At 69.3% G+C, this 17,396-nt stretch carries 11 protein-coding genes; 10 read left to right on the top strand and 1 reads right to left on the bottom strand.

All coding sequences use genetic code 11. From position 1 onward, the window contains the following. Window positions 1-33: 33 nt before the first annotated feature. The 10 genes from lanKC (at window position 34) to BLU84_RS01535 (ending at window position 16,648) form a co-directional block, all read left to right on the top strand. On the top strand, window positions 34-2,763 hold the full coding sequence (gene lanKC / locus BLU84_RS01490; protein ID WP_074861957.1) for a class III lanthionine synthetase LanKC: 2,730 nt from the start codon (window positions 34-36) through the stop codon (window positions 2,761-2,763). Between the two features lie 73 nt (window positions 2,764-2,836). After that, a complete protein-coding gene (locus BLU84_RS01495; protein ID WP_170849067.1) occupies window positions 2,837-4,654 on the top strand; it encodes an ABC transporter ATP-binding protein in 1,818 nt (605 codons plus the stop codon). A 94-nt stretch (window positions 4,655-4,748) separates the two neighbouring features. Continuing rightward, window positions 4,749-6,017 carry an efflux RND transporter periplasmic adaptor subunit gene (locus BLU84_RS01500; RefSeq protein ID WP_074861962.1) on the top strand — a complete coding sequence of 423 codons (1,269 nt, stop codon included), beginning with the start codon at window positions 4,749-4,751 and terminating at the stop codon, window positions 6,015-6,017. A gap of 37 nt (window positions 6,018-6,054) precedes the next feature. Next, window positions 6,055-6,810 carry an ABC transporter ATP-binding protein gene (locus tag BLU84_RS01505; protein ID WP_139174541.1) on the top strand — a complete coding sequence of 252 codons (756 nt, stop codon included), beginning with the start codon at window positions 6,055-6,057 and terminating at the stop codon, window positions 6,808-6,810. Further along, window positions 6,807-9,254, top strand: coding sequence for an ABC transporter permease (locus BLU84_RS01510; RefSeq protein WP_083382241.1), 2,448 nt, complete (start codon window positions 6,807-6,809; stop codon window positions 9,252-9,254). Before BLU84_RS01505 ends, BLU84_RS01510 begins: the two co-directional genes overlap by 4 nt. A 196-nt stretch (window positions 9,255-9,450) precedes the next feature. Continuing rightward, complete coding sequence (locus BLU84_RS01515; protein ID WP_233431038.1) at window positions 9,451-10,347, top strand: DUF2268 domain-containing protein; 897 nt, start codon at window positions 9,451-9,453, stop codon at window positions 10,345-10,347. A 428-nt stretch (window positions 10,348-10,775) separates the two neighbouring features. Further along, window positions 10,776-11,591 carry a hypothetical protein gene (locus tag BLU84_RS01520; RefSeq protein ID WP_074861968.1) on the top strand — a complete coding sequence of 272 codons (816 nt, stop codon included), beginning with the start codon at window positions 10,776-10,778 and terminating at the stop codon, window positions 11,589-11,591. 364 nt (window positions 11,592-11,955) lie between these two features. Next, entirely contained in the window at window positions 11,956-14,340 is a 2,385-nt protein-coding gene (locus BLU84_RS01525; protein WP_074861971.1) for a TonB-dependent receptor, read from the top strand. Window positions 14,341-14,786: 446 nt separating this feature from the next. Then, the gene (locus BLU84_RS01530; protein ID WP_074861975.1) at window positions 14,787-15,938 is read left to right on the top strand and encodes a metallophosphoesterase; all 1,152 of its coding nucleotides are present in this window, start codon (window positions 14,787-14,789) and stop codon (window positions 15,936-15,938) included. A gap of 191 nt (window positions 15,939-16,129) precedes the next feature. Then, entirely contained in the window at window positions 16,130-16,648 is a 519-nt protein-coding gene (locus BLU84_RS01535; protein WP_074861978.1) for a hypothetical protein, read from the top strand. Between the two features lie 72 nt (window positions 16,649-16,720). Here the strand turns inward: BLU84_RS01535 and BLU84_RS01540 are convergent, their stop codons facing one another. Beyond that, entirely contained in the window at window positions 16,721-17,149 is a 429-nt protein-coding gene (locus BLU84_RS01540; protein ID WP_074861981.1) for an OsmC family protein, read from the bottom strand. Window positions 17,150-17,396: the final 247 nt, after the last annotated feature.

A 17,396-nucleotide genomic window follows, 5' to 3' on the forward strand; every position in this document is an offset into this window, starting at 1 on the left:
AGACGTAGCCACGACATCGGCAGGGAGAGGGACATGGCGGAGATGCTGGTCAGGGACAAGGTGCTGTACTCGCTGGTCAGGGGCGACTACTACGAGCCCGTATCGCGCTATCGGCCGACGCGCGAGCACTTCTACGATCCGGTGCGGAGCCTGTTGCCCGAAGAGTGGGACATCCAGCAGCACAACGTGTGGTATGGCTGCACCTACAAAGGCGCGCAGATTCCCGCGCAGGGCTGGAAGATCCATCTGTCCGCCACGCCCGCGCACGCGCCGGCGATCCTGATGACGGTGGTGCGCCTGCTGGCGCCGCAGAAAGTGACCTTCAAGTTCCTGACCGACCGCACCATGCTGTGGTTGTCGAACGGCAAGGGCTGGAGCCGCGGCGCGTCGGGCAAGTTCATTACCGTCTATCCCACCGACACCGACCATTGCGCCCAGCTGCTGGAATCGCTGTACGAGGCGACTATCGGCTACTGGGGGCCGTACATCCTGTCCGACCGTCGCTATCGCGACAACCGCATCCTGCATTACCGCTATGGCGGCCTGTTGCCGGTCAAGCGCCTGGACGTGAGCGGAACATCCGTCCATGTGATCCAGGACAAGGACGGCCGCTACATCGACGACGAGCGCACGCCGTTCTTCCATCTGCCGCCTGAGGTCGAGGATCCGTTCCTCAAGCACAGCACTGCGGCTGTGGACGACGCCGAGCCGGGTACGCTCAAGAACGGCCGCTACGAGATCGAGGCCGCGCTGGCGGTCAGCAATTCCGGTGGCGTGTACCTCGCGCTGGACCGGCACGAGGGTCGCAAGGTCGTCATCAAGGAGGGAAGGCCCTACACCAACGTGTCGGTGCGCGGGCTCGACGCGGTGCAGCTGATAAAGAAGGAACACCGGCTGCTGCGCCTGGTCGAGGATCTGGACATCTCCGCCAGGCCGCTGGATTTCTTCATCGACTGGGAACACGCCTACCTGGTCGAAAGCTATCTGGAGGGCGGCAACACCCTGCGCAACTACTTCGCCAACATCAGCCTGACCATGCGCACGCGCGCCGGCCCCGACGAGAGCCGCGAGTACTACCGTCTCTACCGCACGTTGTTCACCCAGTTGGCGACCATGCTCAAGTCGCTGCACGAGCGCAACATCGTGTTCAGCGACCTGTCCATGACCAACGTGCTGGTGATCGAACGCGAAGGCGGCGACCCGGAGCTCAAGCTGATCGACTTCGAGGGCGCCTACGAGGAAGGCATCGACCTGCCCACGCATTTGATGACGCCGGGCTTCTCGCCGCAGGAGGCGATGGACCGCGGCATGGCCACGCGCCAGGACGATTACTACGCCTTGGGCAGTTTGATGATGGTCGGCCTGTTCCCGATGAACCCGTTGCTGGTGCTCGATCGCGACGCTCACGAGCGCTATCTCGAAGCGTTTCAGCGCGACTTCGATTTCCCCCCGCACCTGGCCGACCTGATCCGCCGCCTGTTGGGTCGCGATACGGACAAGCGGCCGGACATCGACGAAATCTTGAGCATCCTGTCGATCGACCACGAGCCGCGCGCCCCGCACGTCGGCACCCACGAGATAGACGCCGCCGACCTCGAAGACACCATCGCGCGGGTGCTGGAGCATTGCGACGCCGCCGCCGACTTCGAACGTCGCGACCGGCTGTTCCCGGCCGACCCGACCGTGTTCGAGACCAATCCGCTGAGCCTGGGCCACGGCGCCTGCGGCGTGGCCTATGCCATGCACCGCATCCGCGGGCATGTCGATCCGCGCGTGCTGGAGTGGATCCGCTCGCACCCGGTCGACGGCAACAACTATGCCCCGGGGCTCTACGTCGGCCTGTCCGGCATCGCTTGGTCGATGCTGGACATGGGGCTGCGCGAGGAAGCCGTGGCGATGCTGGGCCACGCCAAGGACCACCGGTTGCTGTGGAGCTCGCCGAACCTGTTCCACGGCGCTGCCGGCTGGGGCATGGCCCAATTGCGTTTCTTCCTCGCCACCGGCGACGGCGCCTATCTGGAAGAAGCCCGCAAGGCCGGCCGCTTCCTGGTTGAGAGCCGCGAGGTCGAGCCGGAGCTGCACGACGGCTGCTTCTGGAGCTCGCCCGAAGGTATTTCCGCCAGCCTTGGGCACGGCACCGCCGGCGTCGCCCTGTTCCTGCTGTATCTGCACCTGGCCACCGGCGACGACGCGTATCTGGCGGTCGGACGGCAGGGGCTTAACTGGATCCTGGACAAGGCTGTGCGCCGGCATGAGGAGGGCGGCATGTCCTGGATCGCGCGCGATCGCACGCCCAGCCTGATGCCGTACTGGCGTTGGGGCAGCTCGGGCATCGGGCGGACCTTCCTGCGCTACTGGCACGTCACCGGCGATGCGAGCTATGCCGAGGCGGTAGCCGACATCCATGTCGACTGCGACCGTAAGTACGCGATCTTCCCGGGCTACTTCCTCGGCCTGGCCGGCATCGTCGACATGTACCTGGATCTGGCGCGCTTCCCGCAGTGGGAAGACCGGGCCATGGCCAGCGCGCGCAAGCTGCTGGCCGGCTGCATGCTGTTTCCGGTGCGGCGCGGCAATGCGCTGGCGTTTCCCGGCGAGTCGCTCAACCGCATCAGCTGCGACTATGGCACCGGCGGCGCCGGCGTGGCCCTGATGATGCATCGCTACCGCACGCGCGGCGGCGCGTCGTTCATGCTCGACGAACTGCTTCCGGATTGGTCCGTACAGGATCGGCCGGAATCGCTGAAGGCGGCGCTCGGATGAGCGCCTGCCACGGCTCGCGAAGGCTTCGGCGCTTTCCGCGGCGTCGGCGCGCGGCGGGATGGCGCGCCGCGCGATGAACGAGAGCGCGCACCCGAACGCTAGCGCCGAAGGCGGCGTGCAGTTGGGCCGCATCGTTGCGCTCAGCCGACCGCACGTCCGCGGGATCCTGTACTGCCTCGCGTTGATCATGGCCGCCACCGCGATCCAGCTGCTGATGCCGATGGGCATCCAGCAGTTGTTCGACCGCGCCCTGGTCGGCCGCGAGATCGGCACGATCCACCTGCTGGCGTTGGGGCTGCTGGGGATCCTGATCGTGCGTTCGGTGCTCAGCTACGCCGGCCAGTTCCGCCTGCAGGCCATCGGCGACATCATCATCGCCGACCTGCGCGGACGCCTGTTCGAGCACCTGCATACGCTCGGGCTCGACTACCACCACCGCCAGCGCATCGGCGACCTGCTGTCGCGGCTCAGCAACGATGTGGGCTCGGTGCGCCACATCGTCGCCAACCTGCCGGTGTTCGTGGCCATCAACTGCTTCCAGTGCATCGGCGCCACGGCAGTGATGCTGTCGATGAACTGGCGGCTGGGCCTGGTGGTGATGACGATGGCGCCGATGGCGACGGTGCTGAGCCGGATCTACGGCCCGATATTCGAGCGCCTGTCGACGCGGATCCAGGACGAGCTGGCGCGCTCGACCACCATCGCCCAGGAATCGCTCAGCGGGATCGAGGTGGTCAGCACCTATGCGCGGGCGCCGTACGAAGCGCAGCGCTACCGCGGGGGTGTGCAGCGCTACCTGGAGGTGGTGCTGACGATGCGCCGTACCGATGCGCTCTACAGCGCCCTGACCGTGTTCGTGACCACCTTCGCCACCATCGTGGTGTTCTGGTACGGAGGCCTGCAGGTCGTCGCGGGCGCACTCAGCGCCGGCAGCCTGGTGGCGTTCCTGCTGTACTCGCTGAACATCACCCAGAGCGTCGCCTCGCTGTCGCAGCATTACTCCGCGCTCAAGCAGGCGGCCGGCGCCTCGCGGCGAGTGTTCGAGCTGCTGGACGTGCGGCCGGACATCAACGAACGGCCCGGAGCGATCGCGCTGGCCTGCGAACGCGCCACGGTGCGCTTCGTCGGGGTGGGTTTCGCCTATCGGCCGGACGCGCCGGTGCTGACGGACATCCACCTGGAGGCGCGGCCCGGCGAGACCGTCGCTCTGGTCGGCCACAGCGGCGCGGGCAAGTCGACTTTGGTCAAGCTGATCCCGCGTCTGTACGAGGTGGGCACCGGCTCGATCGAGATCGACGGGCGGGACATTCGCGACTACACGGTGGAATCGTTGCGCCAGGCGATATCGGTGGTGTCGCAGGACGTGTTCCTGTTCGGCGCGAGCGTACGCGACAACATCCGCTACGGCCGGCTGGACGCCAGCGACGAAGAGGTGGAAGCCGCGGCGCGCGCGGCCAATGCGCACGAGTTCATCGTGCGGATGAGCGCCGGCTACGACACCCAGGTCGGCGAACGCGGCCTTCAGCTCAGCGGCGGACAGCGCCAGCGCCTGTCGATCGCCCGCGCCCTGCTCAAGGACGCGCCGATCCTGCTGCTCGATGAGGCGACCTCGGCGATCGACAACGAATCCGAGGCGCTGATCCAGTCGGCGATCGACCGGCTCAAAGCGCGGCGCACGACCTTCGTTATCGCCCACCGTCTGGCGACGGTGCGCAATGCCCATCAGATCCTGGTCATGGCGGGCGGGCGGATCGTACAGCGCCCGGGCTACGAGGAATTCCTCGCCCGCAGCGCCGGCCAAGCGCCGCAAGCGCAACATCCGGGCGCGGTGTACCTGGCGGGCGAGGCCGGCGCGAACGCCGAGCCCGCGTTCGTGGAGCGCGGCGCATGAGCCGGCGGGCCGATTCGGCCGCGTGCGCCGACGGCGTGCGTGTCCGCGCCCGCGCGCTTCGCCGCAGCGCGCGGACGCCACCAGGAGCGCGCGCATGAACGCCTCGCCGATGGACGTGGTCAAGAAAAAAAACCGCATCGAGCTGTTTTCGCGGCGCGGGATCGTTTCGGCCGCAGCGGTGGTCGTGCTGGCGGTAGCGGCGTTCGCGATCATGGGCCTGGACGAAGCCATGCCCAGCGCATCGCGTTCGGAGTTGTGGATCGACGAAGTCCAGCGTGGCGACATGGTCCAGGAGATCCGCGCCACCGGTACCCTGGTGCCCAAACAGGTGCGCTGGCTGGCGGCCGGCGGCGAGGGCGCGGTGCAGGAAGTCCTGGTCCAGCCCGGCGCGCGGGTGAGCGCCGACACGGTCATCCTCCGGCTCGGCAATCCGATGGCGCTGGCCACGCTGGAGAAGGCGCGCGCCGCGCTGGCCGGCGCCGATGCTGCCATCGCGGCCAAGCACACCGAGCTCGACGCGCAGCGCCTGGACCAGGAGGCGGTGCTGATCAAGGCCCAATCGCAGCTCAAGATCAGCGCGGCCAAGACCGATGCGCTGCGCCGGGCTTTGGCCGCCGGCGTGATCTCCAAGCTGGAGTTGATGCAGAGCGAGGTCGGCATGGCCCAGGACCAGAGCATGGTCGCGATCGAGAAGCAGCGGGTGAGCGCGGCGCGCAGCAACTTCGTCGCGCAGATGCAGGCCGAGCGCGCGCGCCGCGACGAACTGGCCAGCGCGCTGCGCCTGGCCGAGCAGAGCGTCGCCGAGCTGCAGGTGCGCGCCGGCATCGACGGCATCCTGCAGCAGGTCAGCGTCGAGCCCGGCCAGCAGGTGGCGATCGGCGCGAGTCTGGCGCGGGTGGCGCGGCAGGACGAGCTGATCGCACGCCTGCTGGTACCGGAGGTGCTGGCCAAGGATCTGGTACTGGATCTTCCGGTGCGGGTCGATACCCGCAACGGCGTGGCCGAGGGCCGCATCGGCCGCATCGACCCGGCCGTGCGCGAGGGCCGGGTCACGGTCGACATCGATTTTCCGCAGCCGCTGCCGGCCGGCGCGCGGCCGGACCTGTCGGTGGACGGCAGCATCGTGCTGGCCCGCCTGCGCGATGTGGTCAGCGTCGGCCGCGCCTCGTCGGCGATGCCCGGCGGCGCTTCGACGTTGTTCGTGTTGCGCGACGGCGGCGAGATCGCGCAGCGCACGCGCGTGGTCTACGGACGCACCTCCAGCGACCGCATCGAGGTCAAGTCCGGGCTGCGCCCGGGCGACCGCGTAGTCCTGTCCGACACCGCGCAATGGAGCAAATACCCGGCGCTGCGCGTGCGCTGAGCGGCGCGGCGATCTTCAATCCAAGGACGCAACGGCGATGAATCTGCAAACCGGTATTTTGCCCCTGGACGTGACCGCGTCCGCCGCGCTGGAACGGCCGCTGATCCGCCTGCGCGGCCTGGGCAAGGTGTTCGATGCCGAGGAAGTGGAAACCCACGCCCTGGCAGAGGTCTCGCTGGACATCCATGCCGGGGAATTCGTCGCCATCACCGGACCGTCGGGCTGCGGCAAATCCACCTTGCTGTCGATCATGGGCCTGCTGGACGCGCCGAGCTCGGGCGAATACTGGCTCGACGGGACATCGGTCGCCGGCCTGCGCGCGGCCGAGCGCACCCGCCTGCGCAACCGCTCGGTCGGCTTCATCTTCCAGGCGTTCAATCTGATCGCCGACCTCAGCGTCGGGGAGAACGTCGAACTGCCGCTGACCTACCGCGACGACATCGGCAAGGCCGAGCGCCAGCGCCGGGTCGAGGAAGCGCTGGAGCGCGTCGACATGGCGCACCGCCGCCGTCACTACCCGGGGCAACTGTCCGGCGGACAACAGCAGCGCGTCTCGGTAGCGCGCGCGCTGGTCACCCGGCCGGCGATCCTGCTCGCCGACGAGCCGACCGGCAATCTCGACCGACACAACGGCGAGTTGGTCATGCGCTTGCTGGAAAGCCTGCACGAAAGCGGATCGAGCCTGTGCATGGTCAGCCACGATCCGGCCTTCGCCGCGCGCGCCCAGCGGATCGTGCCCATGCTCGACGGCCGCATCGACGCCGGCGCGGCGCAATCCGCGCAGCTGCGATGAGCGCCGGCGCGATGAATCCGGCGGCGATCCTGGCCGAATGGCGCCAGGCCTGGCGCGCGTTGCTGCGCCGGCCGGGCTATCTGGCCATCGCCAGCCTGACCCTGGCGCTGGGCATCGCCGCAGTCGCGGCCGTGTCCTCGCTGTTCTATCAGGGGCTGTTGCGCCCGCTGCCGTTCCCCGACGCCGGACAACTGACCGCAGTGGGCATGGATTACGGCGACACCGTGGTGTCCGCGCCGGCCATGCTCGACAGCATGCGTGCGATGCCCGAGACGGCCTCGGCGGGGATCGCGTCGGCCTATCTGCGCAATGTGAACATCGTGCGCGGCGACGCCTTGCTGGTCAGCCCGGTGCTGGCCGCAGACCATGGCTTCCTCGACACGCTGGGCGTGAAGATGGCTTTGGGCCGCAACTTCAGCGCCGAGGAAGACCGAGTCGGCGGCGCCGACGCGGTCGTGCTCAGCCACGATTTCTGGATGCGCCGGTTCGGCGGCCGCGGCGATGCGCTCGGCGCCAACCTCGTCATGGAGGGACGGCCTGCGACCGTCGTCGGCGTGCTGCCCGAGCGCTTCGCGTGGCCGCAACCGTTCGACCTGCTGGTGCCGATCCGGCTGCAGCGCGGGCCGCAGGATCTGGACGCCAATCACTACGTGATCGCGCGTTTCCTCGACGACGGCGCCGGCCGCGATGCGCGCATCGATGCGCGCATGCACGCTCTGATCGAGACGCTGCGCGCGAGCCTGCCGGCGGAAAACTACGATTACCTGGCGCGCAACCGCTACAAGGCGATGCCGTTGCGCGACTTCTACACCGGCGGCAGCGGCGCGGCGCTGTGGCTGTTCTTCGCCGCCGCTTTGTGCGTGCTGGCGGTCGCCGCGATCAACCTGGGCAACCTGATGATGCAACGGTCGGTGCTGCGCTCGCACGACAGCGCGGTACGCGTCGCGCTCGGCGCGCCGGCGCTGCGGCTGGCGATGCCGGCGCTGGGCGAAGGACTCTTGATCGGCGCGATCGGCGCCGCTGCGGGGCTGGCGCTGGCCTGGGCCGGGCTGCGCCTGCTCAAGCGCATGGCGCCGGCGCAATGGTTGCCGAACGGCGAGATCGCCCTGGTCGATGCGAGTTGGGCCTTCGCGCTCGCTACCGGCCTGCTGCTGGCGTTGCTGGCCTCGGCGGTTGGCGTCTGGCGCGCGCGCGCCGGATCCCTGGTCGCCGAACTAGTCGGCGGCGGCCGTTCCGGCTTGAGCCGCGGCGCCGGCCGGCTCGCGCGCGCGCTGGTGGTCGCGCAGGTCGCGCTGGCGGCGCTGCTGCTGGTCGTGTCCAGTCTGTTCATGCGCAGCCTGTATGAACTCAACGCGGTGCCGTTGGGCTTCGACGGCGCTTCGGTGCAGGTGTTCCAGTTGTCGCCGGTCAAACCGCTGTACCCCGACGCGCAAGCGGTCGCCGCGCAGAGCCGGGCGATCCTGGAACGCCTGCGTGCGCTGCCAGGGGTCGAGCGCGTTGCGATGTCGACCAACCTGCCGATCGGCTCGCAACTGAACATGCCCGCGACGCTGTCGGACGGCACGGCCGTGCAGCCGCAGTTCCGGCCGGTGGATGGCGAGTTCTTCGCGACCTTCGCCATCGCGTCCCTGCGCGGCCGCAGCTTCGACGCCCGCGACAGCGCCGGCGCCGAGCCGGTATGCATCGTGAGCCGCTCCTTCGTCGACAAGTACCTGCGCGGCGATCCGATCGGGCAAACGCTGCACATGGGGCGCGGTGCGCGCAGCGAGGACGCGCCGGCGATGCGCATCGTCGGAGTGGTCGGCGACGTGCGCCAGTTCGGTCCGGACCAGCCGGCGCCGCCGATCCTGTATGTCCCGTTCGGGCAACTATCGCCCAAGTTGTGGGCCAAGATCCGCGAGTACGGACCGCTCAACTACGCAATGAGCGTGCGCGGCGCGGGCGCCGACACCGAGGTGCGCGTGAGTCGCGCGGTCGCCGAGGCGGCGCCGCAGCAGCCTATCGGCGACGTGCGGCGGATGCGCGCCGTGGTCGAGGACAGCATGCAGCGCAGCGCCATGCAGCTGTTGCTGGTCGGTGTGTTCTCGGCCATGACCTTGCTGCTGGCCGGCATCGGCCTGTATGCGGTGCTGGCCATCGCGGTGGCGACCCGCAGCCACGAGTACGCCGTGCGCGCGACGATGGGCGCTTCGCCGGCGCGGCTGGTGCGGCTGGTGCTGCGCGACGGCTGCGCGCAGGCGGCGCTCGGCCTATCGCTCGGCATCGGCGCGGCGCTCGCCGCCTCGCGCCTGATCCGACGCTTCGTGTTCGGGATCAGCACGGCCGATCCGTGGGCGATCGCGCTCGTGATCGGCGTGCTCATGGCGACTGCAGCCTTGGCCGCGCTCTGGCCGGCCCTGCGCGCGGCGCGCAGCGACCCGATGCAGGCGTTGCGCGCGCAGTGATGCGGCGTTGGCCGGACGGCGAAACCGATGGCCGTCGGTGGAGTTCTTCGAGTCGTGACTTGTGGCAGTGAGCAAACGCCCAGAGCCGGCGCAAACTCGGCGCCGCTCGGGCCTCTCCCGCCATCGACCGGATCCGCCGCGCATGCCCATCTCATCGCTTGCCTTGTCCGCAATCGTCCGTCGCCTTTCTTTGCCTGTGGCGCTGCTGTTTGCCGCCGCGTCCGTCGCCCACGCCGCTGCGCCTGCGGTCGAACCGGAAATCCGCACCGACGACGTCGAGCGCTTCTATGCGCTGTACAACGCCACCGACGGCCATCCCAGCGTGGCCCAGCTCGACGAATATCTGGCCCAGGGCAGCCCCAGTCTCAAGGAGTTCGCGCAGATGCGCCGGGTCACCGGCGAACGCATCGCCGCGCAGATCGCGGCGGATCCGGCGATGTACCGCGACGCGCGCCGCTGTCTGGCGCTGTTGCCGAAGGTGAAGCGGCGCGTGGCCGCTTCGTTGCGCAAGCTCGGCGAGCTGTATCCGCAGGCGGCGTTCCCGCCGGTGGCGATCGTGGTCGGTCGCGGCAAGCCGGTCGGCATCACCAATCCTTCCGGCGTCACCATCGGCCTGGAGGCGCTGTGCGCGGCGGAGTTCATGAATCCCGATCCGGAAGACCGCTTCGTGCGGGTGATCGCGCACGAGTACGCCCACATCCAGCAGCCTGCCGCCGCGCTGGAATTGCCGCCGGGCGATCCGCGCGGCAACGTGCGGCTGATGTCGCTGACCGAAGGTGCGGCGGAGTTCGTCGCCGAGCTGATCGCCGGCGGCGTCGCCAACCCCGGCCTGGCCGTGCGCGTGCGCGGCCAGGAGAAAGCGATCGGCGAAGCGTTCCTGCGCGAGCAGGACAACACCGACTACAGCCAGTGGATGTACAACTACCGCAAGGACTCCGACGGGCCTTACGACCAGGGCTACTGGGTCGGTTATCGCGTCGCCCGGGCGTATTACCGGCGCGCCGACGACAAGCGCGCGGCGCTGGCGGAGATTCTGTTGATGCCCGATCCCAAGGCGTTCCTGGCGCAAAGCGGTTGGCAGCCGGGGGACTGAGCGCCGATCCGCGTCGGCGCATCGCCGCGTCGCGGCTGCGATAGAAGAGGTTCGTCGGCGGCGCCGCATCTTTACGGCGGCGCTCGTCGGGGCGTCGCGGCGATTGCCGCGGCTCGATGCACTCGCCGATCCAAGCGATCTCCCGCCGCGCCGCGCTGACCGCTGCGCGCGCAGCGCGCGTGCGAGCGCGCCGACAGCGATGAATCCCGCTGCGTTTTTCGCGAGCGATTCACGCACGCACCCCTCCCACGTTTCTCCTCGCTGAGCCGCGTCCGCGCAGGCTGCGGACGGACGTCCCGCGAGGGCGCCGCGTGCGCAGCGAACGCGCCGGCTTCCGACCGTCGCGCCTGCGGGCGTGGCCCTGCGCGCCTGTCGGCTTCCATCGCCGATTCCACGATCCCATACGCACGATCCCGACAGGTGACCTCATGAGCCGAATCATCTACACCGGCGCGCCCGGCAATCCGCACTGGAGCACCAACCAGCCGATGTTCACCCTCGCACGCGCGCAGCTGGGTGCGCTCGCGGTGCGCCAGATCGCCAACTTCGGCGCCAGCTCCGCCTCCGCGGTGCTCGGCCCGGATCTGGCGATGCCGGGACAGCAGGGCAACAATGTGCCCACCGCGGTCGGCGCGCCGTGGAATCAATTGCTGATCGGTGGCCCGCCGCTGAGTTTCGTCCAGGACCAGACCTATCCGTGGATCCGCGGACATCTCATCAACGGCCGCTGGGGCGGGCCGGGCAACAACTGGCAGAACCTGGTGCCGCTGACCGGCGTGGGCAACGCCAACCACGCCACCGTCGAGGGCTACATCGACGGCTTCATCGCCGCTTGCTATCAGTACGAACTCGGCGGCCAGCGGCCGTCGTGGTACGGCGTGTACTACTGCGTGCAGGCGTCGGTGAGCCCCTTCTCCGATCCGACCATGACCAACGCGCAGAACCTGTATTCCTACGCGCCGGAATTCATCCGCGTGAGCTGGCGCGCGGTGAGCATCGTCAAGCCGGTCAACGTCTCCACCGGCAACGCCGCGGGCAACATCAACAACTACGCGGTCAACGCGGTGCCCGCGTTCCCGATGGGGTTCGTGCTGCCGCAGTTGCCGGCGGTGATGAACGGAACGCAAGTGTTGCCGGCGGCGGGCAACGTCGCCGGCGGCGCGGTGCTGGGCGCGCTGCCGCCCGGATTCCCGGCCGCGCAGGCCAACGGCTTCGACGGCTGGATCGAAATCCACCAGAGCTGAGGCGAAACCCGGCGGCACGGCGCGGCTGCGCTGTGCCGTCGCGTCGGCGCGGCCGCTGCCGGTCGCCATTGGCCGACATCGGTCGTGCGTCGAACTGAGTCCGAGGCCGCGCCCGCGCGCCCACCGCATTCACGACCGCGACCCACCGCGCCCGATCCACGGCGCCCCGGCCCTCGCGCGCACCGCCGCGCCCCCCGCCGTTTCCCGCTTCGATCCGCGCCCGCCGGGCTCGGCACAGCGCCTGCCACGCACGTGCAACACAGGTGACATACCTTGCCGCGGCGCGGAGAATACCGCCCCCGCTGCCGGCCCCGCGCCAGCCGGACGCATTCGCAGCCAGGCGCCACGAAAGGATCCCACCCCCATGTCCGTTGTTTCCGCCGCACGCCTGCCGCAGCGCAGCCGCGTCGCCGTCCGTCCTTCCCGCCCGCTGGCGAAGACCGCGCTGGCCAGCGCCTGCGCCGGCCTGCTGCTGCTCGGCGCCGCGCTGCCGGCCGCGGCCCAGGACACTCAGGCGAAGGACGCGCCGGCCGCGGAAAAGCGCGCCGCGGACGCCAAGGCGACCTCGCTCGATGCCATCACCGTCACCGCCGAGCGCCGCGAGCAGAACCTGCAGGACGTGCCGGTCTCGGTCGGCGTGGTCCAGGGCGAGGCCATGCGCGCCTTCACCGCCGGCGGCGACGACACCCTGCTGGCACTGTCGGGCAAGGTGCCCAGCTTCTACGCCGAAACCACCACCGGCCGCATCTTCCCGCGCTTCTACATCCGCGGCCTGGGCAATATCGATTTCTACCTCGGCGCCTCGCAGCCGGTGTCGATCATCCAGGACGACGTCGTGCTCGAGCACGTCGTGCTCAAGTCCAATCCGGTGTTCGACGTCGACCAGGTCGAAGTGCTGCGCGGCCCGCAGGGCTCGCTGTTCGGCCGCAACACCACCGCCGGCATCGTCAAGTTCGACAGCATCAAGCCGAGCCAGGACTACTCCGGCCGCCTGAGCGCCAGCTACGGCACCTACAACACCGTCTCGCTCGACGGCGGCATCGGCGGCCCGATCAACGACGTGCTGTCGTTCCGCGTCTCGGGTCTGTACCAGCACCGCGACGACTGGGTCGACAACACCTACGCCGGCCCCAGCGCCGACGGCACGGTGTCGCCGAAGAAGGACGCGATGGGCGGCTACGACGACCGCAACCTGCGCGTGCAGTTGCTGCTGCAGCCCAGCGAGACCTTTTCGCTGCTGGCTTCGGCCCACGCCCGCGACTACGAAGGCACCTCGACCCTGTTCCTGCGCAACGCGCTGGTCAAGGGCTCCAACGAAGTGCGCGTGCCGCGCGACAAGGTCGCCTACGACGAAGCCGACAACAACCCGCAGGCCTACAAGACCTACGGCGGCTCGCTGAAGGCCACCTGGCGCTTCAACGAGATGTCGCTGACCTCGATCAGCGCCTACGAGACCACCTCGGGCTACAGCCGCGGCGACACCGACGGCGGCGCGGCGGCGAATTATCCGGTGGGCGGCGTGCCCAACGGCTTCGGCCAGTCGATGGGCCAGGTCCGCGATCTGGACCAGTACACCCAGGAAATCCGCCTGGCCAGCGAAAACGACAACCCGCTGCAGTGGCAGGTCGGCGCGTTCTACTTCGACGGCAGCGACACCACCGATTTCTACCAGCGCGCCTGGTTCCTCAAGGGCGCCGCGCGCAACCCGAACAACTGGGTGCGCCTGCGCAACAGCAACACCTCGTGGGCGGCGTTCGGCCAGCTGAGCTACAAGTTCACCGACCAGTTCACCGTCACCGCCGGCGTGCGCGAAACCCGCGACAGCAAGCAGACCCGTTTGCTCAAGACCGCCGACACCGTCGCCGGCGTGTCCACCTACAAGGGCCGCCGCGACGTGAAGATGTCCGACACCACGCCCAGTTGGGACCTGAGCGCGATGTACGAGATCAACCCGCAGGTCAGCGTCTACGGCCGCGTCGCCCGCGGTTTCCGCGGCCCGACCATCCAGGGCCGCTCGGCGGTGTTCAACGCCGACTTCACCACCGCCGACTCGGAAACCATCCTGTCGTGGGAAGCCGGCGTGAAGTCGAGCCTGTTCGACAACCGACTGCGCCTGAACGCCGCCGCGTTCACCTACACCGTCGACGACATTCAGCTCAACGGCAACGATTCCAACGGCAACGGCGTGCTGTTCAACGCCGACAAGGCGCGCGCCTACGGCCTGGAAGCCGATCTGGACTGGCGCCCGATCCCGAACCTGTCGATCACCGCCGGCGCCAGCTGGCTGCACAGCGAAATCCAGGACAAGCGCGTCTACGCCCAGGTCTGCGGCCTCAACGGCGTGGTGGTGTGCACGGTCAACGATCCGACCATCAAGATCGGTTCCAACGTGTTCGCCCAGATCGACGGCAACCCGCTGCCGAACGCGCCCAAGTACAACCTCAGCCTCGGCGCGCGCTACGACATCCCGGTCAACGACGCCGGCGCGTTCTTCGTCGCCACCGACTGGAACAAGCAGGGCTACACCAGCTTCGTGCTGTACGACTCCAAGGAGTTCAACTCGCGCGGCAACTTCGAAGGCGGCCTGCGGGTGGGCTACACCGGCGGTTACGGCGCATACGAAGTGGCGCTGTTCGCGCGCAACATCACCAACGAGAAGAACCTCAAGGGCGTGATCGAGAACTACATGGCCGCGGTGTACAACGAGCCGCGCGTGGTCGGCGTGTCGGTCAACCTCAACTGGCCGTGACGCGTCGCGCCGGCCCGCCGCGCGCGGGCCGGCGGCGCGCAGACTGAGTTCGACCCGGACGGGGCTCTTCGGAGCCCCGTTTTCGTTGTGTGGGCGGTAAGCGGCGCTGTGCCGGCGAGGCTTCGAAGCGGGGGGCGCTGCTGGCTGCATCGAGGGAAGCCAGAGCGAAGGCAACGTCAAAATGGGTTCCGGCTTTCGCCGGAATGACGGGAAGGGGAAGCGCCGTCTCCAAGTGCCGTCATTCCGGCGAAAGCCGGAACCCATTTTGATCTGGCTCTCGGCCTTCCCGGCTTCAGCGACCGCCCGCAGCCCCTGTCCACTCAACGGGCGCGGCCCGGCAATCGGCCGCCGCCGCTTCCCGCCTCCCGCTGCAACCTCCGGCCCTTGCCCATCCTCGCACCACGCGCCAAGCTCGCACGCTGTCCGTCGAATCCGCGGGAGCCCGCTTGAACGCGTTCGCTGTTCGTTCCTGGAGCCTGGGCCTGGCCCTGTACGCCGCCTGCCTGGGAAGCGCCCTCGCCGAAGCGCCGGCTGCCGCCGCGCCGGCGTCCGCCGCGGCCGAAACCGCATTCGACGACGGCCCCTACATCCGCTACGGCGACGGCGAGATCGTCGCGCGCTGGGTTTGCGCGGGCAAAGTTCTGGAACGCAGCTACCCGGCCAAACGCTGGCCGGTGCGGGTGCCGCCGCGCTGCGGCGTGGAGCACCCGATCCTGGTGCGCGCGCCGGCGCCCGCGCAGACCGACGCGCCGGCCGGCGCGGTCGCGCGGATCGCGGTGCTGTCGGACGTGCACGGCCAGTACGACCTGCTGGCGCGGCTGCTGCGCAGCAACGGCATCGTCGGCCGCGACCTGCGCTGGCGTTACGGGCGCGGCCATCTGGTCGTGGTCGGCGATGTGTTCGACCGCGGCCCCAAGGTCAACCAGGCGCTGTGGCTGCTGTACGCACTGGAGCAGCAGGCGCGCGACGCCGGCGGCGCGGTGCATTACCTGATCGGCAACCACGAAACCATGGCCCTGGGCGGCGACCTGCGTTACGTCAACGCCGGCTATCAGCGCAGCGCCGCCGCGCTGGGCCAGAGCTATCCGCAGCTGTACGGCCCCGACAGCGTGCTCGGCCAATGGCTGCGCACGCGCCAGACCATCGCCCGGGTCGGCGACAGCCTGTTCGTGCACGGCGGCATTTCGCCCGACTACGTCGCCGCCGACTTCGACACCGAGCGCAGCAACGCCGATTACCGCGCCTCGCTCGGCACGCCCAAAGCGCAGTGGAAGGACGATCCGAAGCTGCTGCCGCTGTACAACGGCAAGACCAGCCCGGTCTGGTACCGCGGCTATTTCACCGACCCCGAGCTGGCGCAGGCGCAGGTCGACGACATCGCCGCGCGCCTCGGCGTGGCCCGCATCGTGGTCGGCCACACCACCCACCACCACATCGCCAGCTACTTCGACGGCCGGGTGATCGGCGTGGACAGCGGCATCAAGAATGGCGAGAGCGGCGAGATCCTGCTGATCGAAGACGGCCGGTTCAGCCGCGGCACCACCGACGGCGCGCGCCTGCCGCTGCTGCCCGGCGAGCGGCTCAAGGACGAAGACTGAACGCGGCGGCGCCGTTGTGTCGGCGCGCGCGCAAGGCGAGTGTGCGCGGCGTCGGCCGCGCGCCGAGAACGTGATCGGAACATGAGCGCACCGCCGCACGCTGCAATATGCGTTGCGCATGCCTGCGCTATCCTCGCGCCGCTCACGCAGCTCAGGCCGCGTGGCGCATTCATACGACAGGAGCTGCAAGGATGAATACGCGCAAGTCGGTTCGGGTCGCGGCGATCGCGGCGGTGTGGGCGCTGGCGCTGGCCGGCATGGCGTTGCCGGCGGCGGCGGCCGATTGGGTCCACAGCGGGCGTTACCAGTATTTCAGCGAAGGCCCGCTCGGCGGCAACGGCGCCAACGGCTGCCAGAACGGCGCCACGCCGCTGCCATCGGGCGATTGCGTCGCCGACCCGGCCACCGGCTGGGCCGCCAACTTCAACGCCGCGCTGGCCGCGGCCGATGCGGTCGAGGCCACCGGCATCTGCGTGCTGGGCTACCAGTATCCGTCCTCGTGCCGCTTCGCCGGCTACGCGATCAACGGCCACGGCGTATCGGCGGCCGAGACTTTCGACGCGCTGCGCGACCTGCCGCGCCCCTGCGTCGCCGGCGCCCACGCGGTGGGCTACGTGATCGCGCGCCGCGTGGTCGACAGCCCGGACGGCAGCCCGGACGATCGCGGCATCGAAAGCGACTATCTGGCCGACGAGTACCGTTGCCGCTGAGCTTGCGGCGCGCAAGCGCATCGACGAATAAAGGTCGCCGCCGCCATGAGCGGCGGCGGCCCGCTGCGCGTTTCAGCCTTGCGCTGTCGCGTCCAGCGCCGTGGCGATGCGCACCTCGCCGGTCAGCACCTTGTGGATCGGGCAGGCGTTGGCGATCTGCAGCAGGCGCTCGCGCTGTTCGTCGCTGAGTTCGCCGCGCAGGACGATGCGGCGTTCGATGTCGGTGCCGGCGGCGGGCTTGCCGTCGGGATTGAAACGCAACATCACTTCAACTTGGGCCAGCGGCCATTGCTTGCGCTCGGCGTACATGCGCACGGTGATCGCGGTGCAGGCGCCCAGGCTCGACAGCAGCAGGCGCTCGGGCGAGGGCGCGGTGTCGCCGCCGCCGACCTCGGCCGGCTCGTCGGCCTGCCAGCGGTGCTGGCCGTCGTCGACGAAGGTGACGACATAGGCCGCGGCTTTGCTGCTGGCGTGGACGGTGGGAACGGCGGCGGTGGTCATGCGGGGCTCCTGGGGCGGGGGACGAGGGCGTTGCGCCCACGACAGTAAGGCCGATGCGCGCGCGGCGACAGAGGGTGCGGCCGCATGCAGCGTCCTATGCGGCGAACGCCGTTGTGGGATGGATGAGGTAGCGGTGGCGTCGGGTTGCGGCGAAGTGCGGCGCAGCGCGGCGTATCAGGCCTGGAGGCCTTTGCGCGAAGAGCGGCGTGTTTCCCAGAACGTCGTTCCCGCGAAGGCGGGAATCCAG

Origin of the sequence: Lysobacter enzymogenes (assembly GCF_900106525.1) — a bacterium.
Lineage (GTDB): Bacteria > Pseudomonadota > Gammaproteobacteria > Xanthomonadales > Xanthomonadaceae > Lysobacter > Lysobacter enzymogenes.